Annotated in this window: 21 protein-coding genes and 1 pseudogene; 14 read left to right on the top strand and 8 right to left on the bottom strand. The window is 68.7% G+C overall.

The window, feature by feature from the left end; genetic code table 11:
* Nucleotides 1–276: 276 nt before the first annotated feature.
* Nucleotides 277–564: a hypothetical protein gene (locus OHA68_RS07775; protein ID WP_327106997.1), complete on the top strand. Its 288-nt coding sequence runs from the start codon at nt 277–279 to the stop codon at nt 562–564.
* Here the strand turns inward: OHA68_RS07775 and OHA68_RS07770 are convergent.
* From OHA68_RS07770 to OHA68_RS07760, 3 genes and pseudogenes are all read right to left on the bottom strand, one after another.
* A complete protein-coding gene (locus OHA68_RS07770; RefSeq protein WP_327106996.1) occupies nt 561–839 on the bottom strand; it encodes a hypothetical protein in 279 nt (92 codons plus the stop codon). The two genes, OHA68_RS07775 and OHA68_RS07770, sit on opposite strands and share 4 nt — an antisense overlap.
* A gap of 174 nt (nt 840–1,013) precedes the next feature.
* Nucleotides 1,014–1,599: pseudogene (locus tag OHA68_RS07765) on the bottom strand (DUF6461 domain-containing protein).
* A 120-nt stretch (nt 1,600–1,719) separates the two neighbouring features.
* Entirely contained in the window at nt 1,720–2,412 is a 693-nt protein-coding gene (locus OHA68_RS07760) for a DUF2332 family protein (RefSeq protein ID WP_327106995.1), read from the bottom strand.
* A 203-nt stretch (nt 2,413–2,615) separates the two neighbouring features.
* Here OHA68_RS07760 and OHA68_RS07755 point away from each other — a divergent pair, with 203 nt between their 5' ends.
* From OHA68_RS07755 to OHA68_RS07745, 3 genes are all read left to right on the top strand, one after another.
* A complete protein-coding gene (locus OHA68_RS07755; RefSeq protein WP_327106994.1) occupies nt 2,616–3,098 on the top strand; it encodes a hypothetical protein in 483 nt (160 codons plus the stop codon).
* A 221-nt stretch (nt 3,099–3,319) separates the two neighbouring features.
* Nucleotides 3,320–3,766 carry a hypothetical protein gene (locus tag OHA68_RS07750; protein ID WP_327106993.1) on the top strand — a complete coding sequence of 149 codons (447 nt, stop codon included), beginning with the start codon at nt 3,320–3,322 and terminating at the stop codon, nt 3,764–3,766.
* A gap of 449 nt (nt 3,767–4,215) precedes the next feature.
* The gene (locus OHA68_RS07745) at nt 4,216–6,624 is read left to right on the top strand and encodes a hypothetical protein (protein ID WP_327106992.1); all 2,409 of its coding nucleotides are present in this window, start codon (nt 4,216–4,218) and stop codon (nt 6,622–6,624) included.
* 133 nt (nt 6,625–6,757) lie between these two features.
* Here the strand turns inward: OHA68_RS07745 and OHA68_RS07740 are convergent, their stop codons facing one another.
* Nucleotides 6,758–7,501, bottom strand: coding sequence for a helix-turn-helix domain-containing protein (locus OHA68_RS07740; RefSeq protein WP_327106991.1), 744 nt, complete (start codon nt 7,499–7,501; stop codon nt 6,758–6,760).
* 225 nt (nt 7,502–7,726) lie between these two features.
* On the opposite strand from OHA68_RS07740, the gene OHA68_RS07735 reads away from it, so the two are divergent.
* The 4 genes from OHA68_RS07735 (at nt 7,727) to OHA68_RS07720 (ending at nt 11,007) form a co-directional block, all read left to right on the top strand.
* Nucleotides 7,727–8,389 carry a DUF4097 family beta strand repeat-containing protein gene (locus OHA68_RS07735; RefSeq protein ID WP_327109474.1) on the top strand — a complete coding sequence of 221 codons (663 nt, stop codon included), beginning with the start codon at nt 7,727–7,729 and terminating at the stop codon, nt 8,387–8,389.
* A 56-nt stretch (nt 8,390–8,445) separates the two neighbouring features.
* Entirely contained in the window at nt 8,446–9,387 is a 942-nt protein-coding gene (locus OHA68_RS07730) for an ATP-binding cassette domain-containing protein (protein ID WP_327109473.1), read from the top strand.
* A complete protein-coding gene (locus tag OHA68_RS07725; RefSeq protein WP_327106990.1) occupies nt 9,384–10,160 on the top strand; it encodes an ABC transporter permease in 777 nt (258 codons plus the stop codon). The genes OHA68_RS07730 and OHA68_RS07725 overlap by 4 nt, the downstream gene beginning before the upstream one ends.
* A 163-nt stretch (nt 10,161–10,323) precedes the next feature.
* Nucleotides 10,324–11,007 carry a maleylpyruvate isomerase family mycothiol-dependent enzyme gene (locus tag OHA68_RS07720; RefSeq protein ID WP_327106989.1) on the top strand — a complete coding sequence of 228 codons (684 nt, stop codon included), beginning with the start codon at nt 10,324–10,326 and terminating at the stop codon, nt 11,005–11,007.
* Between the two features lie 15 nt (nt 11,008–11,022).
* On the opposite strand, the gene nhaA is transcribed toward OHA68_RS07720, so the two are convergent.
* The 3 genes from nhaA to OHA68_RS07705 form a co-directional block, all read right to left on the bottom strand.
* Nucleotides 11,023–12,312, bottom strand: coding sequence for a Na+/H+ antiporter NhaA (nhaA, locus tag OHA68_RS07715; protein WP_327106988.1), 1,290 nt, complete (start codon nt 12,310–12,312; stop codon nt 11,023–11,025).
* A 169-nt stretch (nt 12,313–12,481) separates the two neighbouring features.
* Nucleotides 12,482–13,102, bottom strand: a complete 621-nt coding sequence (locus OHA68_RS07710; protein ID WP_327106987.1) for a TetR/AcrR family transcriptional regulator — start codon at nt 13,100–13,102, stop codon at nt 12,482–12,484.
* Between the two features lie 5 nt (nt 13,103–13,107).
* Nucleotides 13,108–14,379 carry a cytochrome P450 gene (locus tag OHA68_RS07705; protein WP_327106986.1) on the bottom strand — a complete coding sequence of 424 codons (1,272 nt, stop codon included), beginning with the start codon at nt 14,377–14,379 and terminating at the stop codon, nt 13,108–13,110.
* Nucleotides 14,380–14,560: 181 nt separating this feature from the next.
* On the opposite strand from OHA68_RS07705, the gene OHA68_RS07700 reads away from it, so the two are divergent.
* Nucleotides 14,561–15,544 carry a serine hydrolase domain-containing protein gene (locus OHA68_RS07700; protein ID WP_327106985.1) on the top strand — a complete coding sequence of 328 codons (984 nt, stop codon included), beginning with the start codon at nt 14,561–14,563 and terminating at the stop codon, nt 15,542–15,544.
* A 222-nt stretch (nt 15,545–15,766) separates the two neighbouring features.
* On the top strand, nt 15,767–16,921 hold the full coding sequence (locus OHA68_RS07695; RefSeq protein WP_327106984.1) for a DUF418 domain-containing protein: 1,155 nt from the start codon (nt 15,767–15,769) through the stop codon (nt 16,919–16,921).
* 84 nt (nt 16,922–17,005) lie between these two features.
* On the opposite strand, the gene OHA68_RS07690 is transcribed toward OHA68_RS07695, so the two are convergent.
* Nucleotides 17,006–17,212, bottom strand: coding sequence for a cold-shock protein (locus tag OHA68_RS07690; protein WP_055509312.1), 207 nt, complete (start codon nt 17,210–17,212; stop codon nt 17,006–17,008).
* A 496-nt stretch (nt 17,213–17,708) separates the two neighbouring features.
* Between OHA68_RS07690 and OHA68_RS07685 the strand changes: the two genes are divergently transcribed.
* The 4 genes from OHA68_RS07685 to OHA68_RS07670 all read left to right on the top strand — a co-directional run bounded on the left by OHA68_RS07685 (nt 17,709) and on the right by OHA68_RS07670 (nt 21,343).
* Nucleotides 17,709–18,230 carry a phospholipase gene (locus tag OHA68_RS07685; RefSeq protein ID WP_327106983.1) on the top strand — a complete coding sequence of 174 codons (522 nt, stop codon included), beginning with the start codon at nt 17,709–17,711 and terminating at the stop codon, nt 18,228–18,230.
* Between the two features lie 117 nt (nt 18,231–18,347).
* Nucleotides 18,348–19,490 (top strand): serine hydrolase domain-containing protein, encoded by a 1,143-nt coding sequence (locus OHA68_RS07680; protein WP_327106982.1) that lies wholly within the window; start codon nt 18,348–18,350, stop codon nt 19,488–19,490.
* Between the two features lie 72 nt (nt 19,491–19,562).
* On the top strand, nt 19,563–20,270 hold the full coding sequence (locus OHA68_RS07675; RefSeq protein WP_189142314.1) for a ThuA domain-containing protein: 708 nt from the start codon (nt 19,563–19,565) through the stop codon (nt 20,268–20,270).
* Nucleotides 20,255–21,343: a Gfo/Idh/MocA family protein gene (locus OHA68_RS07670; protein ID WP_327106981.1), complete on the top strand. Its 1,089-nt coding sequence runs from the start codon at nt 20,255–20,257 to the stop codon at nt 21,341–21,343. The genes OHA68_RS07675 and OHA68_RS07670 overlap by 16 nt, the downstream gene beginning before the upstream one ends.
* The last annotated feature ends 7 nt before the right edge of the window (nt 21,344–21,350 follow it).

Raw genomic sequence — 21,350 nt, 5'->3', positions numbered from 1 at the left:
TGAGCGGGTGGTTATCGCCAGCGACGGCCACTTCGGAGTTGGGTGAGCCAGGGCGGGGTCATGCGGCATGCGTTGCCGCTCAGGTTCGCTGCTGATGCGCCGCTGGCGGCTTGTGGAACGGTCGTCTATCCGATCCTGATCGGCGCGAACTGGTCGCCGCCGTTCACCCCAGGTCTTCCCCGCGCGTGCACGTCATGTGTGGCCACGGTTTTTCCCCGGCAGCGTGGGCAGAGCCGAGGTTGATCCTGTTTCCCAGCAAGCAGCGGAGGGTTCGAGATGGACGAGGCGATGGAGAGTAAGACGGTGCGGCTGCTCGCGGTGCGCCTGCCGAGCTGGACGGTCTGGTACGGCCGTCACACGGGCCGCTTCTGGGCCCTGCTCAAGCGGCGACCGGGCGTTCAGGAGCTCCACATCGAAGCCGGGACGGCAGCCGAGTTGGAAAACCAGGCTGTGGAGGCCGAGCGGCGGCTGCTGGGAGTAGCCGATGACGCGCCTGTGCCGCCACCGCTCGCGGACGTTGCTCCGGTCGAGGGCGTCTTGGTGGATGACCGCGCCGGCTCCTAACCGACAGTGACCCGAAGCCAATGCGCGGGGCTCTTCATGATGGACGTGATGTCGGTCTCCAGGCGGGCGACCTCATAGACGTAGTCGCTCAGGCATCCATCCGTGTTGATCTCCCGATCGTCACCGAACGTCGTGTGAAAGGCTTCCCACAGGCCCGGGTCTTCCTCGAAGGGGATATGGCCCGGATCTCCGCTGCGATGGGTGATCACGATGACCAGCGGGTCGCTGTCATCGTACGGTTCGAACCAGTCGCAGATATGAGACGTCTTCAGCATTTTCGTGCTCCGATCCATCGATGCTGGCCTCGAATCACCGCCCTTTACTGGCCTTCACGAGGTCAAGGGGAAGAACCGCACGGGCGTCGGCTGACAGCACCACTGTGCGTGGAAAGCCGGACGAGCTCTGAATGGCAAAAGCACAAGAGGCCGTACGGTCCCCATGGGAAACGCTTACGTGGTGGTCGGCGGCTTGGAGATGACTCCGGACAGGTAGGCGGTCTCCTCCAGGATCTGGGGGGTGAGCTTGATTCCGGTGAGGCGCTCGATCAGGACGAGCCCGGGCCCCCGGTAGAGATCCCACTCGTGCTCCCCGCAGTCGCGATCGAGCTGCTCCATGGTCTCCACGAGCTCATCGGGAACCTCGGAGAAGCCGTCCTGGGCCCAGAAAGCGAACCGGATCTCCCCGTCCTCCACCCAGCGGAACTCCTCCAGGCCCTTGATGTCGAGGTGGTAGAGGGAGACCAGACGGGTGCCCTCCGACAGCGGCACGATGAACTTGTCGTCAGCGCCGAGCCAGCTGTTGTACTGCGCCACGAACGCCCAGTCACCGATGGTCGCGACCGCGACGAACTGGGTCGCGTAGTCGTAGCGGGCGCCGGCATCGATCGACTCATCGAGCGTCATCCAGTTCTTCTGCCCGGCCGCCCATCCGGGCTACGAGCTGCTCGGGTGTGAGCCCACGAACGAAGATGAAGCTGTAAGCCTCCGCGAGGCCGGAGTCAGCGAACCAGGCGTAGTCACCAGGGGGTGTGATCATGCGGCGATCATGGCAGAGCCCACTGACACCACGCGCGATCCCGAGCCCGGCGTACCGGCAGCGACCCCGATCGACCTGGTAACAGAATGATCCAAGACCGTGCCCAGCAGCCCCAGCGCGTCAAGCGAACCAGGTGATCGCCTGCCCATGCGGCCGGGTCCAGGCGAGTGGGGTCTCGTCCAGCGCCAGTACGTTGTGCAGCGCTTCGCCCGGCGGCGGCGGGAGCGTGGCGTAGGGCAGCACGTCCGGGGCCTCGTTCGCGATCCAATGTCCGGGTAGCCCGCGTACCACCTCGGCGAACACCGCCCGGCGCGGTGCCGGCACGTGGTACAGCACCGAGCTGTGGAACACCACCAGGGTCGCCTCGGGTGGGGCCTGCGCGGCCAAGGCCGGCAGGTCGTTCACCAGGTCGCCCCGTACGAGCAGTGGCGGGTCGGCTGCGACGACGGCTGCCGCCGCCCGCAGCCGGGCGCGGCGGCGCGTGTGTTCGGGCCAGATGAGGGCGTCGAGCCAGGCGAGATCCGCGGGGTCGGTCACGTCGAGGGGGTTCAGGTCGAGGCCGGCCCGCCATACGACCTGGGGCAGGCGGGTCGGCGGCATCATTTGGGTGGCCGTGCAGGGGAGGACCGGCCCGCCGAGCAACCGGACCACGCCGAACAGCAGGTTCGGCTGCCGCTTGGCCGGCGGCAACTCGGCGATCAAGGCCAGGAGCTCGGGATCTCGCGCCACCGCGGCTGCCAAGCGCTCGTAGGCGGGCGACACGCCGTGCGCCTCGCGCGCGGCGAATTCGGCGTGCATCGCAGCGATCGTCATATTCCGATGGTCGCAGGTTCCGCTGACCAGCGAATATCCGCCGACCTGAGGTGCCTGGCCGAGGCGCTGACGGCGCCCGTCAGGACGCTCCAGCCCCAGCCGTCACAGAAATAATCTCAGAACCGCGAACCAACTTCTCTTTGGAGGAATCCAATCCAGACGTACGCAAGGCACAGAAACAGCTCCAGAAAGGTCACCACACGATGCGATCGAAGCTCACCACCCTGTTCCTCGCCACGCTGGCCGCCGGCAGTTGCGTTCTCGCCGCCGCCTCGCCGGCCTTAGCCTCCTCATCGAACGCCGAGCACGGCAAACGCAAATGGATCAGCTCCGAGAGCGGCTGGCAGCGGGCGGGCGTCTACGTCGAGCCCGGCGACCTCGTACGGGTGCAGCAGGTCGGCGGCAGCTGGACGGTCGACCACCGCCAATTCGACTACGTCTCCGCGCGCGGGTACACCTGGCGCGAGGACCGCCGGATCAACCAGGGGTGCAAGATCCTGGACAGCCGTACGTACGGCACGCTGGTCGGGAAGGTCAACGGGAGCATCTTCAAGGTCGGCACCGGGATCGTCTTCCGGGCGGAGGAGGAAGGCTTCCTCGAGCTGCGCATCAACGACGCCGACCGTTGCCTCGGCGACAACGATGGCGCCATTCGCGTGAAAATCTCCATCCTCGACGAGGACTGACACCTGATCGACCTGCACGCCTGAAGGGTCACGGGGGATGTGACCGACAAGGCGTGAGCACGGATCGAGCCGTTGTTGCCGATGGCCGACGGGCGGGGGCCGTCCCTGACGAGGCCATCGGCGTACACACTCTCAGCACGGATCGCGCAGTAGCCTCACAGGATGCGCGCCAGAACTCCCACCCATCCGGGATGAGCCCCCACATACGCCGCCTGCGGTCCTTGGCCATTCTCGAGGTGGCCAACATCCCCCTGCAGGCGTTCATCTGGTTCGGCGTGATCGGACTTCCCACGACCTGGCCCAATCTCACCGGCTTCACGCTGTTCGCGATCCTCCTGATCCAGGGCGCGGCCTACTGGTCGGCCAAACTGGACCAACTGCGCACCCGACGCCCCCACCCCCGTGGCCTGGCCGCCTTCGCGGCGGCACGCAAGCTGAATCCGCTCCTGCTCACCGCCGGACTGCTGGCGACGGGCGCGGCGGTGCTCACCGATCCGGGGGGCGGTACGTGGCCGGGGCTGGGGTTCGCCCTTTTCGCGGTGTTGGAGCACGTCAACTACTTCCACGTCCAGCTCATGCACGACACCGCCGCCGACCTTCGGCGCCTTCGTACGGTGGGACTGCGTCGCTCCCAACTCGCCCGAGACCTGACCCGCATCACCCGATGACCCGCTCGGGGTGTCCAGCCGCACCCGCGCATCCGAGGCGGAGGCGAGGACGCGACCGCCGGCGGCCGGCGTTACGAGGGACGGGGTTGGGAAGTTTGGCAGGAATCCGCTGGTGATTGGCCGTTGCGATGCTTTCTGAATGGATTCTCAGCCACATACGCTATGGCCGAAGGTATCTAGTGGAAGTTTCAACGGGGAACGCGGTGCGGTGGAGCCGAAAAGTCCACACCAGCGGATGACCATGTGCCGTCGATGACGGCGGATGGTCGCTGTCGAACGTAGTGGTTCAGTCAGCTTTCTGGTGGGGCCATTCCTGGAAAATGACATCCAGCGCACCGAATCGTCCTCACTCGGCGGCGCGGTGGTCGGCTGCCTGAGAATGCGCCATGGTCATGCCGGGCCTCCCTTCGCACGGCGCCACTCGTTGAGCGTCAACAAGTCGGAGAACAATGAGAATCTGGAAACGCTGGATAGTGGGCCTCGTCGTCACGTTGACGGCGACCCTACCGGCGACGCCGGTATTCGGCGCTCAAAGGGTGGCTGCCGCGGGCACGGTGACCGCGGAGCCCTCCGGTTGGCACCTGTGCTCGCAAAGCGATATGAACAACCTCACCCCCAAGGTGACCGTTGAGATTTTGTCGGCCGCCCGGAGTGTTACGACGACCAGCAGTCCGTACGCGTTCGTCAACAACAATGATCACGACGTGCTTTTCCCGTACTCGATCGTACGGTCAGCTACGCAGGCCAGCGATACGACCATCGGTGGAACGATGCAACTGTCCGGCAAGATAGTTGAGGCAACTATCAACGCGGGATACCTCCAACATGTCGCCTCTACGACATCCGAGTCGGCCGGCGCCACCCTTCTCGTCAAAGCCAGGAGCACTGGATGGGTGCAAGGCTTCGCGATATTCACGCAGGTAGCCGCAAGAGTAATAATCAAGAGGGTCGATCTGGTGTACTTCCTGGGCGCGCCTTGGTGCCGCAGGGTTGAGCAGACGATCATCCAAGGGGCTCGCATCCCCCAAGTTGCGGCCCTGTGCGCCTGGTCATATCCGCAGCAGAAGTGCGATCTCAGTCAGATAGGTAACGGTGGCAGCCGAGGTGGGCAGCCCGCATGGAACGGAGGGAGCAAGCCGCCCGCAGGACCGCAGCCCGTCACCTCGGTGCACGGCCTGGCTGATGGCACCCTGCTGACCACGACCGACAGCGGCCGGGTGTACAAAATGGTGGGTGGAGCACCGATCTGGCAGGCCACCTGCGACGATGGCATCTGCTCCGGCACCCCGCGCCCCACGACGCAGGCCGTGATCGACGCCGGCCCCGCCAGGCCACGTAACGCCTCCACGGTCATCGACCAGCGGGGACGGATCTTCCTCTTCGTCGGCGGTGCTCCGATCTGGCAGGACAGTTGCGCTGCTCCTGTTGCTTGCGGCAGTCCGGTCAAGGTGTCCAATTGGTCGGTCGACGCCCGGGATCACATGAACGAGGTTCCGGCGGACGGCCATCTCGTCCAAGCCAAGGCCGGCACCGTCGACCTGCCGGTAGCGGTCACGATCGGCGGCGCCCTCGTCACGTTCGCCAGCCCTCAGGAGATCATCGACGCCGGTTACGGCACCGACTGGGCCGGCCGGGTGGTGGCGATCTCGTCTGATAGCTACAACCATCTGGGATTCATCCCCCCTGACGGCACCCTGATCCAGGGCGCCGGTGGCGGCGCACCCACCCCGGTGGCCGCGATCGTGGGCGGGGCACGGATCAACTTCGCCTCCCCGCAGGAGGTCATCGACGCCGGCCACGGCACCAACTGGGCCTCCAAGGTGCGCGCCGTCCCCACCCGGCACTTCAACCTCATGCCCACCGTCCCCGCTGACGGCACCCTGATCCAGGGGTCCGTGGGGTCGACTCCTGTGGCGGCCATCATCGGCGCGGCCAGGGTGAACTTCGCCAGCCCGCAAGAGGTCATCGACGCCGGATTCGGCACCGACTGGGCCTCCAAGGTGCGAGCCGTTCCCCAGCGGGCTTTCAACGACGTGCCGACACAGATCATGGACGGTACCCGCATCAAGAACGGGGCCTCGACCTCGCAGGCCGCGGTCGTCGGTGGGGCGAAGGTGCCTTTCACCAGCATGGAAGAACTCAACGGCTCCGGCTATGGTGACCGACCCCTATGGACCGTCCCCTCGCGCACCTGGGACGCCCTTCCGGTGAAGATCGCGGACGGGACGCGGATCAGAAAGGCCGGTTCGACCTCGCAGGCGGCCATCGTCGGTGGGGCGAAGGTGCCCTTCACCAGCATGGAAGAGCTCGAGGGCGCCGGCTATGGCGACGCCCCGATGTTCGTGGTGCCCGCTCGCGTCTGGGACGCGCTGCCCAACGTCATCAAGGACGGCACCCGGATCCAGGCGGTCGGCGCCCCCAGCCAGGCCGCGATCGTCGGTGGGGCGAAGGTGCCCTTCACCAGCATGGAAGAACTCCAAGGCGCCGGCTATGCGGACAAGCCGCTGCACCTCCTGCCACCGCGGGTCTGGGACGCGTTGCCGACTCGGATCGCTGATGGGACGCGGTTGAAGGATGCTGGTTCGGCTTCGCAGGCGGCTGTGGTCGGTGGGGCGAGGGTCGATTTCGCGAATGAGCAGGAGGTCGCTGACGCCGGTTACAACGGCAAGATGATGCAGGTGATCCCCAACCGCGTCTGGAAGGCGTTGCCGACCCAGATTGCTGACGGCACTTACGTCAAATCCCCGGGTTCGGCATTGGTATGGCTGATCAACGGCGGACGGAAGACGGCGGCGCAGCAGTCCAGCAACGTGCAGGTGATCCCCACCCGCGTCCTGGACGCCATCCCGTCGAGCTGACGATCTCGGTGGAGATCTGCGTCGCGGATGGGCGACGCGGATCTCCACTCTCTCCACAACGGGTGAAGCGCGCCGGGCGTCCGAGACCGGCGCGCGCTACCGAGCCACACCTGTTGCCCTTCGGCCGTGACGGTCAGTCCGGACCGGCCCCGCCGTCCTGGGTTTCCTCGGGCTGGGTCGAGAGGATCGCGCGGGCCCGCTCTGCGGCGCGGGCGAATTCCTCGGCGACGAAGTCCAGGTAGCGGGCGATCTTCTCCAGGCGGATCGCGGCCGGGGAGCCGCGGCCGAGCACGCCGACGCCCTGCCGGGCGACCTCGACGAGATGGAGGAGGGCCTGGGCGCTGGCGACCGTCGACTGGTGCCAGAGGTCGTCGTCGACGACGTAGCGCTCGCGCCGGCGCTCGTCGCGTTCGCGGCGGACGAGGTCCTGGCTCTCCAGGAAGGCGATCGCCTTGGAGATGGACGCCGGGCTGACCTGCAGCCGCTGGACGAGCTCGGAAGCGGTGAGACTGCCGGCGTCGGTGGTGTAGAGGCAGCTCAGCACCCGCGCCATCATCTTGGGCAGGCCCGAGGCCATCATGACGGTGGTGAACATCTCTTCGTACTCGCGCACGGCCTCGGCGTCGCGTCCGTGCGGCTGGGGAGCCGACTGCGGCCCCCGGGACGAGCTGGGACTTCGCCGGCGGGCGCGTCGTTCCGTGGCACGGTGGGCCAGGTCGGAGCGGTAGCCGGTGGGGCCGCCGTTGCGCATCACCTCACGCGTGACCGTCGAGGTCGGCCGGTCGAGGCGTCTGGCTATCTCCGCGTAGGCGAGCCCGTCTCCCAGCCCCAAGGCGATCTGCTGGCGTTCCTGCTGGGTGAGCCTGCCCCCTGGCATCGCGTCCTCCTTCGCGCTCAGTGATGCCCAGAGCATAGCGTTCGCTCACATCCATTGCAACAAACGCGGCTCTTGATGTTGCGTTAATCGATAGATTGTTGCAACAGTTTCAGGCTATCTAGCTGCGAAGATGTATCTCTAGCGCAATGAAGCAGTTGAAGAAACTGCGAAGGCAACGTAGCGTTTCCAGTGTTCGAAACAACGACGCAGCACCGGGAGAACATGATGCAGACCTTCGCCACCCCCGCCCCGATCACCGCCGTCCTCGACATCCCCGCCGGGCGGGTGCGGTTCATCGCCGCCGACCGGACCGACACCGCCGTCGAGATCCGCCCCGCCGACGCCTCTAAGGGCCGCGACGTGAAGGCCGCGGAGCAGACCAAGGTCGAGTACGGCGACGGCGTCCTGCGGATCGAGGTGCCGGTGAAGAACCAGCTCTTCGGGCCCTCCGGATCCATCGAGGTGACGATCCAGCTGCCCGCCGGTTCCCGGGTCGAGGCCAAGGCCGCCGCCACCGCGTTCCGGGCCGTCGGACGGCTGGGCGAGGTGACCTTCGAGGGCGCGTACGACCAGATCAAGGTCGACGAGGCCGCGAGCGCCCGCATCACCGCCGTCGCCGGCGACGTGTGGATCGGCCGCCTCACCGGCCCTGCCGAGATCAGCACCACCAAGGGTGACATCCGCGTCGCCGAGGCCGTAGGCGGCCGGCTCACCCTGCGCACCGAGGTGGGCGACATCGAGGTCTCCGTGGCGCCGGGCGTCTCGGCCTCGCTGGACGCCGGCACCAGCTACGGCCGCATCAGCAACGCGCTCAGGAACGACGGCACCACCGAGCTCGGCATCCGCGCGACCACCTCCTACGGCGACATCAACGCCCGCAGCCTCTGATGAGCACCGACGTGAGGAGCACCGACATGAGGAGCACCGACATGAGGAGCACCGACATGACGAACCTGGCCATCGCGGCGAACGGGCTGCGCAAGTCCTACGGCGACAAGGTCGTGCTCGACGGCATCGACCTGACCGTCCCCGAAGGAACGATCTTCTCCCTGCTCGGCCCGAACGGCGCCGGCAAGACCACCGCCGTCCAGATCCTGTCCACCCTGATCCCGGCCGACGGCGGCGCCGTCCAGGTCGCCGGATTCGACCTGGCCGGCCGGCCGGACGACGTGCGCGGCGCGATCGGCGTCACCGGGCAGTACTCGGCCGTCGACAAGCTGCTCACCGGCGAGGAGAACCTGCTCCTCATGGCCGACCTGAAGCACCTGTCCCGCGGGGACGGCAAGCGCAGAGCCGCCGAACTGCTCGACCGGTTCGACCTGGTCGACGCGGCGCGCAAACCGGCCGGCACCTACTCGGGCGGCATGCAGCGCCGCCTCGACCTGGCGATGACGTTGGTCGGCGACCCTCGCCTGATCTTCCTGGACGAGCCCACCACCGGCCTCGACCCGCGTAGCCGCCGCTCCATGTGGCAGATCGTGCGCGAACTCGTCGCGAGCGGCGTCACCATCTTCCTCACCACCCAGTATCTGGAGGAGGCCGACGAGCTCGCCGACCGTATCGCCCTCCTCGACCACGGACGGCTGATCGCCGAGGGCACCGCCGAAGAGCTCAAGCGGCGCATCCCCGGCGGCCACATCGAGCTCACCTTCGCCGACGCCCACCTGCTCGACGCCGCGCACCACCTCCTCGGGGCAGGGATCACGGACCCCGAGGCGCTCACCCTGCAGGTGCCCAGCGACGGCGGTGTCCCCGCGATCCGCGAACTGCTCACCCTCCTGGACGAACGCTCGATCGACATCGCCGAGATGAACGTGCACACCCCCGACCTCGACGACGTCTTCCTCACCCTCACTGGCCGGCAGAAAGTGGAGACCACCCGATGAGCACTCTGTCCCTCGCCATGCGCGACAACTCCACCATGATCCGGCGCCAGCTCAAGCGCCTGCTCCGCTACCCGTCCATGACCGTGCAGTTGGTCGCCACGCCCGTCATCATCCTGATCGTGTTCGTCTACGTCTTCGGCGGCACCCTCGGCGAAGGACTCGGCGGTGGCGGCCGCGACGCCTACGTCAATTACGTCGTCCCCGGCATCCTGCTCATGGCGGTGGCCACCGCCGCGACCGGAACCGCCGTCATGGTCGCCGGTGACATGACCGAAGGCATCATCGCCCGCTTCCGCACCATGCGAATCTCCCGGGCCTCGGTCCTGACCGGCCACGTCGTCGGCAGCGTCATCCAGCAACTGCTGGGCATGGCCGCCGTCATCGGCATCGCCTTCGCGCTCGGCTTCCGCCCCAACGCCACCGCCGTCGAATGGCTGGCCGCCGCCGGCCTGCTCACCCTGTTCGTGGTGGCCGTCACCTGGCTCGCGGTCGCGCTCGGCCTGAGGTCCCCGACCCCGGAGGCCGCCAGCAACGCCCCGATGCCCCTCATCCTGCTGCCCTTTCTCGGCAGCGGCTTCGTCCCCACCGACTCCATGCCCACCGTCCTGCGCTGGTTCGCCGAATACCAGCCCTTCACCCCCGTCATGGAAACCGTCCGCGGCCTCCTCCTCGGCACCCCGATCGGCAACAGCGGCGCCATCGCCACCGCCTGGTGCGCCGGCATCGCCGTCGTCTCCTACCTCTGGGCCAAGAACATCTTCAACAAGGCCTGACCATGCACCGGCCGAACCGGGCCGCCAGCCCCACTCAGCGGGCCTGGCGGCCCGTTCGCATGTCAGCGGCCTCGCGCCCGATATCGCTCAGGAGCGACGACTATCGCCCACGGTGGCAGTCACCACCATCGACCGTCCTTACCGACCTGACGCGAGGAATCCTGTGACTCACGACCAAGGCCGTCCGACCGATCCGGAATCGAAAGGAAGGAGCAGTCGTACGGCGGACGTCTGGCCGCTGGTGCACGCCGAGCGAGCGGCTCTGGCGGCCGACCTGGTGGATCTGACCGACGAGCGGTGGGCCACGCCGTCGCTGTGCGCTGGATTGACCGTGCGCCAGGTTCTGGCGCACCTCACCGCGGGGGCGAGTCTCAACGGCGTGCGGTGGCTGGCGGGCGTGATCCGCTGCCGGTTCGACTTCGACAAGCAGGTGGCCATACGGCTGGCCGAGCAACTGGGCGGGACCGCGGCCGAGACGCATGACAGGTTCCGCCGCGTCGTCACGAGCACGACCAAACCTTGGCTTCCGACCGTGGCGATGCTGGGCGAGACGATCGTGCATGCCGAGGACATCCGGCGACCGCTGAGCATCCGTCACGGCTACCCGATCGAGACCCTCACCCGGGTGGCCGAGTACTACCAGGGCTCAGACCTCGTCGTCGCCGCCAAGAGACGGATCGTCGGCCTGCGGCTCGTGGCCGACGACGGCCCTTTCGCCACCGGCTCCGGGCCGCTGGTGTCCGGCGCCACCCTGGCACTGGTGATGGCGATGACCGGGCGATCGGCGTACTGCGATGACCTTGACGGCGAGGGCGTCGAGATCCTGCGCGATCGGCGCGACGTGTAGCAGATGCCGATGATCTCAGGTGGTCATGCCGGGGCGGTCGTCCTCGTACACGTCCGGTACGCCGTCGTGGTCGCGGTCGGCGAGCTCGCGTTCGTGGATGCGCCGGTACGTACGGTTGCGCAGGCGCAGGATCACCGCCGCCAGCAGCGCGGCGGTCACCGAGCCGGCCAGCACCGCCACCTTGACGTGCCCGTCCTGGCCGACGCCGAAGGCCAGCTCGCCGATCAGCAGGGAGACGGTGAACCCGATGCCCGCCAGCACCGACAGGCCGAGCATGTCCACCCAGGTCAGGTCCTCGTCCAGGTCGGCGTGGGTGAAGCGGGCGGTCAGCCAGGTCGCGGCCATGATGCCGACCGGCTTGCCGAGCACCAGGCCCGCCGCGACCCCCAGCACGATCGGGTCCTGGAACGCGCTCGTCAGGCCGCCCAGCGCCACCCCGGCCGACAGGAACGCGAACACCGGTACGGCCACCCCGGCGGACAGCGGGCGGAAGCGGTGTTCGAAGTGCTCGGCCAGACCGGGGCCTTCGGTCTTGTCGCTGCGCAGGACCGGGACGGCGAAGGCCAGCAGCACCCCGGCGACGGTGGCGTGCACGCCCGAGGCGTGCACCAGCGCCCAGGTGGCGACGGCCAGGGGCAGCAGCAGCCACCAGGAGCGCACCCGGCGCTGCACCAGCAGGGTGAACAGGGCCAGCGGAGCCAGTGCCGCCAGCAGCGGGAGCGGCGACAGGTGGTCGGTGTAGAACAGCGCGATGATGACGATGGCGATGAGGTCGTCGACCACGGCGAGGGTGAGCAGGAAGGTGCGCAGCGCCGTCGGCAGGAAGCGGCCGATGACCGCGAGCACGGCCAGGGCGAAGGCGATGTCGGTGGCCGTGGGGATCGCCCACCCCTTGCCCGCGCCCTCGACACCCCGGGTGACGAGCAGGTAGAGCACGGCCGGGACGATCACGCCGCCGAGCGCGGCGGCGATCGGGACCGCGGCCCGCCGGACGTCGCGCAGGTCGCCGGCGACGAACTCGCGTTTGAGCTCCAGGCCGGCGACGAAGAAGAAGATCGCCAGCAGGCCGTCACCGGCCCAGGTGGCCAGGCTCAGGTTCAGGTGCAGCGCCTCGGGGCCGAGGTGGAAGTCGCGCACCGCCTCGTACGCGTCCGCCCACGGGGAGTTGGCCCAGATCATCGCCGCCACCGCGCCGACCAGCAGGAGCGCGCCGCCGACGGTCTCCTTGCGCAGGATGGCGGTGATGCGGCGGGCCTCGGTCCACGATCCCCGGCTCAGCAGGGCAGGCTTGCGTGGGTCGGTCATCAGGGTGCTCCGGTCGCTCGGGTACGGGTCGGACGTTGCCGACCAGACTTCCCGGCGCACCATTTCCACTGTACCGACCCATCGGCGAGCTCCGGCCGAGCGGGGGCCCGCCTAACCCCGACATCCCTGGCGGGCCCAGCGGCCCGCCAAGGCTCGACGTCCTCGGTGGTCAGGAGCTTCCCGGCCGGTCCAGGCCGGCCGCGAGCTCGGTGAGCACCGTGTCGACCTGCCGACCGAGCAGCGCCGGGTCCGGCTGCGTGCGCTGGAGCCAAGCCTCCAGGACGACGCGGAGCGCGGTCAGCGCGCAGGCCGCGCACAACCGGGCATAGACGTCGGCCGAAGGCTGACCGATGCGCGCGGAGATCGCCTCGGCCAGGGCCTTCTCCTGGGCGGCGAGCACGGCCAGCTGGTGGGGCACCAGCGTGGGCGTACTGCGGATCAGTTGGAAGGCCGGGACGAAGTCGCGGCCGGCGACGTCGCTCTGGCTCATGACGACCACCACCGCCTCGCGGAACGCCCGCAGCACCGACTCGGTCCGCGGCCGGGCCCGGAACTGGGCGATGAGCTCCTGCGCGGCGGCCGACAGCGTGGCCATGACCGCTTCTTCCTTGCTGGAGAAGTAGTTGAAGAAGGTCCGCAGCGCGATGTCGGCCTCGTCGGCGATCTGCTCGACGGTGACGTTCTCGACGCCGTGGCGCAGGGAGAGGCGGAGCGCCGCCTCGCCGAGCGCGGCGCGGGTGGCCTGCTTCTTGCGCTCACGACGGCCGACGACCGGCACGGGCTGATCCACCTCAGCTACCAGGTGACCGGCAGCGAGTGCACGCCGAAGATCAGCATCTCGTTGCGGAGCGGCACCTTCTCGGCGGGCACCGTCATGCGCAGGCCGGGCAGGCGGGTGATCAGCTCCCGGAGGCCGATCTGCATCTCGATGCGGGCGAGCTGCTGGCCCAGGCACTGGTGGACGCCGTGCCCGAAGGCCAGGTGCGGGGTGCGGGGGCGGTGCACGTCGAAGCGGTCGGCGTCGGGCCACTGCTGCGCGTCGCGGTTGACCTCCGGCGTGGCGATCACGACCGTGGCGCCGGCGGGGAGGTCCACGCCGCCCAGGGTGACGGGCTCGGTGGTGACGCGGCTGACGCCGAGCTGGATGATGCTCAGATAGCGCAGCAGCTCCTCGACCGCGTTGTCGATCAGCGTGGGGTCGGCCTGCAGCGCGGCGAGCTGGTCGGGGTTCTCCAGCAGGGCGAAGGTGCCCAGGCCCAGCATGTTGGCGGTGGTCTCGTGGCCGGCGCCGAGCAGGACGAGGGCGACGTCGACCAACTGGGCGTCGGTCAGCGGCGGGTCGGCGTCGTGGGCGAGGCCGGACAGCAGGTCGTCGGCGGGGTTGGCGCGCTTGTCGGCGACCAGGCGTTGCATGAACGCGTACAGCTCAAGGCCCGAGGCGGCCCGCTCCTCGTCGGTGGCGTTGGCGTTGAGCCCGACGGCGGTGCGTTCCTGGAACTCGGCCCGGTCGGCGTAGTCGACGCCGAGCAGCTCGCAGATGACCAGCGAGGGCAGCGGCAGCGCGAACGCCGGCACCAGGTCGGCCTCGCCGCCCGCCGCCTTCATCGCCTCGATGTGCTCGACCGCGATCTCGGTCACCCGGGCCTCCAGCGACCGCATCCGCCGCACGGTGAACTGGCCGGTCAGCAGCCGCCGGATCCGGGTGTGCTCGGGCGGGTCCATGAAGACGAAGAAGCCGTCCTCGCGGCTCTCCACGGAAGGGCCCGGCCGCAGGGTGCCGGCCGCCAGCTCGGCCACCTCGTGCGGCTGCAGCGAGGTGGCCTCGCGGTGGCGGACCCGGTCGGCGCTGAAGCGCGCGTCCGACAGCACCGTACGGGCCTCCTCGAAGCCGGTCACCAGCCAGGCCCCGGCGCCGTTGAGCAGGGGAAGCGACTGAACCGGGCCCTGACCGCGCCGCGCGAGCAGGCCGGGCGGCGGATCGAACGGGCAGCCGCCGCGCTCGACCAGGTCCGCGGGCAGGATCCGGCGCATCGCCGTGGGGCTGCTGCTGGGGGATTCCTCGGTCATTCGGCACGTCCTGTTCTCGGGTGGAGCGCGGGCATGCCCAGACTATAGAAAATGCACGACGCGCATCAATGCGCGTCGTGCATGAATGATGGCTAGGTCGGTGGGCCGTACCGCCTGCCGCGGTCCATGGTTAAGCAACTTGCGTTGACTAAGTGGAGATTAGTCAACTACGGTTGCTTGTATGCCCGTACATGAAGCACTTCAGCGCGCCCTCGACCGAGCCGTCGCCGACGGCGGCGGTCCCGGCATCGTCGCCGAGCTCAGGGACGGCCAGGCGGAGCCGTGGTTCGGCACGGCGGGGGTGGGCGACCTGACCGGCGGTCGCGCGCGCCGGCCGGGGGAGCACTTCCGCATCGGCAGTTTCACCAAGGCGTTCGTCGGCACGGTGGTGCTGCGACTGGCGGCCGAAGGCGCGCTGACCCTGGACGACACGGTGGCCGGGTGGCTGCCGGGCGTGGTGGAGGAGCACCTGGGCGCGGACGGCGCCACGATCACCGTCCGGCGGCTGCTCAACCACACCAGCGGACTCCCCGACGCTCTCCCCGGCCAGGAGCCCCCGCGTCCCGAAGAGCCCGGGACGCGTTTCATCTACTCGAAAGTCAACTACGACCTCGCGGGAATGATCGTCGAACAGGCGACGGGCTCGACCCTCGCCGGCGAGATCGACCGCCGCGTCGCCCGGCCACTGGGCCTGACGGGAACGTACCTCCCGGCCGGCGAGCAGCCGATCCGCGACCCGCACGCGCGGCACTACTCCAAGCAGGACGAGACCGGCCGTCCCACGGAGATCCACGACGTCACCGACGCGGACCTGAGCTGGGCCGGAGCCGCCGGAGGCATGGTCTCCACGACCTCGGACCTGCACACGTTCCTGAGCGCCCTGCTGCGAGGCCGTCTCCTCCCGCCCGCCCAGCAGGAGGAGCTGTTCACCACCGTCCCGACGGACGGCTCGGACTGGGTTCCGGACACCCGATACGGCCTCGGCGTCTACGCCCAGCGGCTCCCGAACGGGGTCACCCTCTGGGGCGGCGGCGGCTACATCCAGGGCTCGATGTCGTACGCGATGGGCGACCGCGAGGGCACCCGCCTGCTGGTGAGCAACCTGAACGGCGACTGGAACGACTTCCACGAGACCTTCACCCAGCTCTTCAGCCCGTGCTTCTGACCTGCATCATGCGCCGGACCCCGCCGGCCGGGAGCACCGTCGATCCCGACGTCCGGCTCGGGGAATGGGCGACGCGAGTCGTCCGGATGGCGGCTACGCCATGTGTGCACCGTGTTAGAACGGGACTTAAGTTCAGCCCTGTCGGCACCTAAGAACATTCCGGGCGGGTGTGCCCCGTCCGTAGCGTCGGATGTCCAAGGTCATCGATCAAGGGGAGATGCCGTGACCACACCGACGCAGGCGCCGCCAGGCTCGCCCGCCACCACCAAACGTGCGCTCGCCCCGGACCTTGCCCGGGGCGGGATGCTCCTGGCCATCGCGTTCGCACACGCGCCGCTCTTCGTCGTCGCCACCGACCGGGGCAACGCCCTGGCCAACGACCTCGCGATCTTCTTCCAAACGCTCTTCGTCAACAACCACGCGCGGCCGATGTTCGCCTTCCTGTTCGGCTACTCGCTGGTGCAACTGCTGAACGGGCAGACGGCGCGCGGCGGCGACTGGCCCACCGTCCGCAAGCTGCTGCGCCGCCGGGGCTGGTGGCTGGTGGCCTTCGGCTTCGCGCACGTGGCACTGCTGGCCTCCATCGACATTCTCGCCGTGTACGGACTCAGCGCCGTCCTGCTCGTCGGCATGCTGCGGTTCCGGGACTCGGCACTGCTGTGGACCGCGGGACTGATCATGGTGCCCTCGACCGTGGTGATCGGGTTGGTCACGTGGTATCCGCTGTCGCAGGGCCAGTCCGTGTACGACATGATCTCGATCGCGGCGACCACCGACCTGGGGCAGATGGCCATGGAGCGGGTGCAGTCCTGGCCGACCGGCCTCATCGTCGGTGTGATCATGGTCGTGCCCGGGGTGCTCCTCGGGATGTGGGCGGCGCGGCGGCGGATGCTGGACGAGCCCACGCGGCACCGGACGCTCCTGGTGCGTATCACGGTGATCACCACGGTCGTGTCGCTGGCCGGCTCCGCTCCGCTCGGGCTCGTCCTGACCGGGGCGTGGAAGCCGGAAGGGCCCGCCCTGCTGGCCGCCTCGCTCGCGCAGCCGATCACCGGATACCTCGGCGGCATCGGCATGGCCACCGGCATCGCTCTGATCGCCATCGTCGCCGAGCGGCGGCGCGACCGCCTGACCGTCGCCGTCGAGGCGCTCGGCCAGCGGTCCCTGAGCCTGTATCTCTTCCAGTCGATCGTGTTCGTCGCGGTGTTCTACCCGTTCGGGCTCGGGCTGCAGGACGACCTCGGGATCGCGGGCGCCACCGGGGTGGGCGCGGCGACCTGGCTGCTGTCCCTGGTGATCGCCGACCTGATGCGCCGCGCCGGGCACCGCGGCCCGGCGGAGATCCTGCTACGCCGCCTCGCCTACCGCGGTCGCTGATTCGGGCCCGGCCGTTCACGTCGCCGAACGCGAGCAGGGCCCGCACCAAGAGGTGCGGGCCCTGCTGTGAAGCGTGTGCCGTGACTAGGCGGGAACGATGTTCTCGGCCTGCGGGCCCTTCTGGCCCTGGACGACGTCGAAGGCGACCTTCTGGCCCTCGGTCAGCTCACGGTAGCCACCGTTGGAAACGATGTTGGAGTAGTGCGCGAAAACGTCGGCGCCGCCGCCGTCCTGCGCGATGAAGCCGAAGCCCTTTTCAGAGTTGAACCACTTCACGGTACCGGTAGCCATATCGATCTCCCTTGATAGGTACAGAGACGGAATCCGCACTTCGCGGATCCCCATGTCGCTGGGATAAGCCCATCCGGAGATGACCGGCAAACAGAAAACGCACCTGATGTGTGTTCCGTCAGGTGCGCACAAGTCCTTATGGGTACCACAACTGCAACTCGTTCAACGTACCACGAGCTCCCCCAAAAGCGCAAGCAGCCCCAGGGGTACAGCCTCCTGCCCGAGCCGTCTCGCCGGCCAGGCCGGATCCCTGCCGGAGTCTGTGGGTGGCCACCCGGGCCGAGGGGGGAGACCCGGCGCGCCTCGTGGGGGAGGCCAGGCCATCTGACGGCACTCGTTGACAGAAAGGCCGCCCGATGTAAAGGGCTGTCGTTGGCCAATTGTCCCGGAGAAATTGATAGAAATCTGCTTCCGTCCCCTTCGGCATTTCGCTTCTTCGGCGAGGGGGCATCGGGAGAAACTTGGGTTCCCCCAGCCCGAGAGAAGCAGGTCTCCCATGAAGACTGCACGATTTCGCGCCACGCTGACCGCGGTCGGCCTCTCCCTGATCACCGTCATCGCCTCGGCGGCCCCGGCGCACGCGGTGACGCTGGAGCAGAAGCTCGCCGCACTCTCCGGATTCAGCCAGCCCACCGCGCCCAGCGCCAGCGCCTGGCGGTCGGCCTGGGAGCAGCAGGGGTCGTGGGCGGACTACGCCTTCGACTGGTCCACCGACCTGTGCTCCAGCAGCCCGGACCAGCCGCTCGGCTTCGATTTCCGGATGTCGTGCCGGCGACACGACTTCGGCTACCGCAACTACAAGGCCGTAAGTCAATTCCCGCAGAACAAGAGCCGGGTCGACGACGCTTTCTACTTCGATATGCGGCAGGTGTGCGCCGGATACTCGGGAATTCGCAAGTCGACCTGTGACGGCCTGGCCTGGACGTATTATCAGGCGGTCCGGCAGTTCGGTGACCTGCGGGTCAGTGACAAGCAGATCCAGCAGGTCCAGCGCGACGCCGAGCGTGCCGCCGCGTGACCTCGCCGAAGACCTCCGGACGTCAGGTCCGGAGGTCTTCCTGGTACAGCAGGCACCACCAACGAACTCCCCTCTGCTGGATCGAGGCGGCCCCGGCCCGGCCCCTAGTTTGGTCCCATGACGAACTCACGCTCCCGCAAGTTGACCGGTGCCTCCGTGCTCGCCCTCGCCGTCCTCGCCGGTCCCACCGCGACCGCCGCGTTAGCGGACGCCGACCCCACGCCGGCTGTCCAGAAGGCCCTGGACGACCTGGTGAGCAAGGACAAGTTCCCCGCGGCCCTGGCCGCCGTGCAGGACGGTGACGGGCGTACGACCGACTACGTCGCCGGGGTGGCCGATCTGAAGACCAAGACCGAGGTGCCGGCCGACGGGTACGTGCGCATCGGCAGCAACACCAAGACCTTCACCTCCGTGACCCTGTTGCAGTTGGTCGGCGAGGGCAAGGTCAAGCTCGACGGCCCGGTCGAGACCTATCTGCCCGGCCTGCTGCGCGGCAAGGGCGTCGACGGGCGGCGCATCACCGTCCGCCAGGTGCTGCAGCACACCAGCGGCCTGCCGGAGTACACCGACTTCCTGGCCGAGGGCGCCCTGCCCTACCAGCACGCCTACTTCCAGCCCCGCGACCTGCTGGACATCGCGCTGAAGAAGAAGGCGCAGTTCCCGCCCGGCGACAAGTGGGTCTACACCAACACCAACTACCTCGTCGCCGGCCTGATCATCGAGAAGGTCACCAAGCGCCCGGCGATCGAGGAGATCACCAAGCGGACGATCAAGCGGATCGGCCTGAAGGAGACCTACTTCCCGAACGTCGGCGACCAGCGGGTACGCACCCCGCACGCCAAGGGCTACCACCGCGACGACCCGAAGAAGCCGATGACCGACGTCACCGTGTTCGAGCCGTCCCAGGCCTGGACCGCCGGGCAGATGATCTCCACGCCGAGCGACCTCAACCGCTTCTTCACCGCCCTGCTCGACGGCAAGCTGCTCAAGCCCAAGCAGCTCAAGCAGATGCGCACCACCATCAAGGTGCCGGAGCTCGGCCCCGGCGGCCAGTACGGGCTCGGCCTCAGCGGCGTCACGCTGACCTGCGGCGGCACCGCCTGGGGACACGGCGGCGCGATCCCCGGCTACTACACCACCAACGCCGCCACGGAGGATGGCCGCGCCGCCGCCATCGCGGTCACTCATCTGCCGACCACCCTCCCGGCTCGCGCCAACGTGGAGAAGGCCCTGGACACCGCCCTCTGCACGAAGTCTTGACGCGCCCCTTACGTGGTTTGGTATGAGATGCGACGATTTGAGTCGTTAATCAGCTGAACGATGGGCGAACGCATGACAGACGAAAACGGCCGGAGAGCTCTCGTGGTGCGGGGCGGGTGGGACGGTCACGTCCCGGTCGCCGCCACCGAGCTTTTCATCCCCTACCTGGAGAAGAACGGGTTCGAGGTGGTCCGGTCAGAATCTCCCGCGCCGTACGCGGACGCGGAGTTCATGGCCGGGGTCGATCTCATCGTGCAGTGCTACACGATGGGCACGATCCAGCCGGAGGAGCTCACGGGACTGGAGGCCGCGATTCGGGCCGGCACCGGCATGGCGGGCTGGCACGGGGGCATCGCCGACTCCTTCCGCAACTCCTCCGACTATCTGCACTTGATCGGCGGGCAGTTCGCCTGCCACCCGGGCAAGGACCCGAGCCTTGCGGGCATGGGCACGCAGGAGCACAACTTCGTGCCGTACACCGTGAACATGCTGCCCGAGGCGGCCGACCACCCCATCACCGAGGGCATCGCCGACTTCGACCTCGTCACCGAGCAGTACTGGGTGCTGACGGACGACTACATCGACGTGCTGGCCACCACGACCCAGAAGATCCGCCCCTGGGACCCCTGGCACCGGGAGGTCACCTCACCGGCCGTCTGGACCCGGCGGTGGGGGAGCGGCAAGATCTTCGTCGCGACCCCGGGACACAGTCTCGACGTCCTGCAGAACGACAGCGTGCGCACCATCGTCGAGAGGGGCATGTCGTGGGCCAGCCGGTGAACGTCGGCGTCGTCGGCTGCGGGGCCATCTCGGCCCAGTACTTCCCCACCATCGACCGGCTGCCGGGGCTGCGGCTGGTCGCCGTGGCGGACCTCGACCCCGAGCGGGCCCGGGAGGCCGTCCGCCCTTACCCGGGGGTCGACGTGCTGACCGTGGCCGAGCTGGTCACGGATCCGCGGGTGGACGTCGTACTCAATCTGACGATCCCCGCCGCGCACACCGAGATCGCGCTGCAGGCCATCGCGGCGGGCAAGGACGTCTACAGCGAGAAGCCGCTGGCCGCCACCGCCGAGGACGCCGAGCGCGTCCTGCGCGCCGCCGACGCCGCCCGGGTGCGGGTGGGATGCGCGCCCGACACGGTCCTCGGCACCGGTACGCAGACCGCGCGCAAGGCGATCGACGACGGCCTGATCGGCACGCCCATCGCCGCCACCGCGACGATGATCACGCCCGGCCACGAGCGCTGGCATCCGAACCCCGACTTCTACTACCTGCCGGGCGGCGGCCCGCTGCTCGACATGGGCCCCTACTACGTCACCAGCCTGGTGACGCTGCTCGGCCCGGTGGCGTCGGTCATCGGCGCGGCCAGCCGTACCCGGTCCAAGCGCGTGATCGGCTCCGGCCCGCGCCAGGGCGAGGAGATCCCGGTCACCGTCGACACCCACGTCACCGGCGTGCTCGTGCACGCCTCGGGGGCGCTGTCCACCCTGGTGATGAGCTTCGACGGGACGGCGACCAGGGCGTCCAACATCGAGGTGCACGGGGAGAAGGGCTCGCTCGTCGTGCCCGACCCGAACCACTTCGACGGGTCCGTCCTGGTGTCGGGGGCGGACGGCTGGCAGGATCTGCCCGCCTCGGCGGGCTACGTCGAGGCGGGGCGCGGGGTCGGGCTGGCCGACTTCGCGTCGACCCCGGCGGGTCAGGAGCCCCGCGCCGGGGGAGCGCTGGCCTTCCACGTGCTCGACGTCATGGAGGCGCTGCTGTCCTCGGCGCACACCGGCGCGGCCGTGACCATCACGAGCACCTGCGAACGCCCCCCGCCGGTCCACCTGCGGCCGAGCGAAGAGGCGTAAGAAGGGG

Source organism: Nonomuraea glycinis, assembly GCF_035920485.1.
Taxonomy (GTDB): Bacteria; Actinomycetota; Actinomycetes; order Streptosporangiales; family Streptosporangiaceae; genus Nonomuraea; species Nonomuraea glycinis.
Note: the sequence above shows the minus strand (reverse complement) of the source record. Positions and strands in the feature narration are given on the sequence as shown.

What these genes read in the sequence shown, in the direction of transcription:
- OHA68_RS07775 (WP_327106997.1), top strand. Translation starts at nt 277, where the DNA reads ATGGACGAGGCGATGGAGAGTAAGACGGTGCGGCTGCTCGCGGTGCGC.
- OHA68_RS07770 (WP_327106996.1), bottom strand. Translation starts at nt 839, where the DNA reads ATGCTGAAGACGTCTCATATCTGCGACTGGTTCGAACCGTACGATGAC.
- OHA68_RS07760 (WP_327106995.1), bottom strand. Translation starts at nt 2,412, where the DNA reads ATGACGATCGCTGCGATGCACGCCGAATTCGCCGCGCGCGAGGCGCAC.
- OHA68_RS07755 (WP_327106994.1), top strand. Translation starts at nt 2,616, where the DNA reads ATGCGATCGAAGCTCACCACCCTGTTCCTCGCCACGCTGGCCGCCGGC.
- OHA68_RS07745 (WP_327106992.1), top strand. Translation starts at nt 4,216, where the DNA reads ATGAGAATCTGGAAACGCTGGATAGTGGGCCTCGTCGTCACGTTGACG.
- OHA68_RS07740 (WP_327106991.1), bottom strand. Translation starts at nt 7,501, where the DNA reads ATGCCAGGGGGCAGGCTCACCCAGCAGGAACGCCAGCAGATCGCCTTG.
- OHA68_RS07735 (WP_327109474.1), top strand. Translation starts at nt 7,727, where the DNA reads ATGCAGACCTTCGCCACCCCCGCCCCGATCACCGCCGTCCTCGACATC.
- OHA68_RS07730 (WP_327109473.1), top strand. Translation starts at nt 8,446, where the DNA reads ATGACGAACCTGGCCATCGCGGCGAACGGGCTGCGCAAGTCCTACGGC.
- OHA68_RS07725 (WP_327106990.1), top strand. Translation starts at nt 9,384, where the DNA reads ATGAGCACTCTGTCCCTCGCCATGCGCGACAACTCCACCATGATCCGG.
- nhaA (WP_327106988.1), bottom strand. Translation starts at nt 12,312, where the DNA reads ATGACCGACCCACGCAAGCCTGCCCTGCTGAGCCGGGGATCGTGGACC.
- OHA68_RS07705 (WP_327106986.1), bottom strand. Translation starts at nt 14,379, where the DNA reads ATGACCGAGGAATCCCCCAGCAGCAGCCCCACGGCGATGCGCCGGATC.
- OHA68_RS07700 (WP_327106985.1), top strand. Translation starts at nt 14,561, where the DNA reads ATGCCCGTACATGAAGCACTTCAGCGCGCCCTCGACCGAGCCGTCGCC.
- OHA68_RS07690 (WP_055509312.1), bottom strand. Translation starts at nt 17,212, where the DNA reads ATGGCTACCGGTACCGTGAAGTGGTTCAACTCTGAAAAGGGCTTCGGC.
- OHA68_RS07685 (WP_327106983.1), top strand. Translation starts at nt 17,709, where the DNA reads ATGAAGACTGCACGATTTCGCGCCACGCTGACCGCGGTCGGCCTCTCC.
- OHA68_RS07680 (WP_327106982.1), top strand. Translation starts at nt 18,348, where the DNA reads ATGACGAACTCACGCTCCCGCAAGTTGACCGGTGCCTCCGTGCTCGCC.
- OHA68_RS07675 (WP_189142314.1), top strand. Translation starts at nt 19,563, where the DNA reads ATGACAGACGAAAACGGCCGGAGAGCTCTCGTGGTGCGGGGCGGGTGG.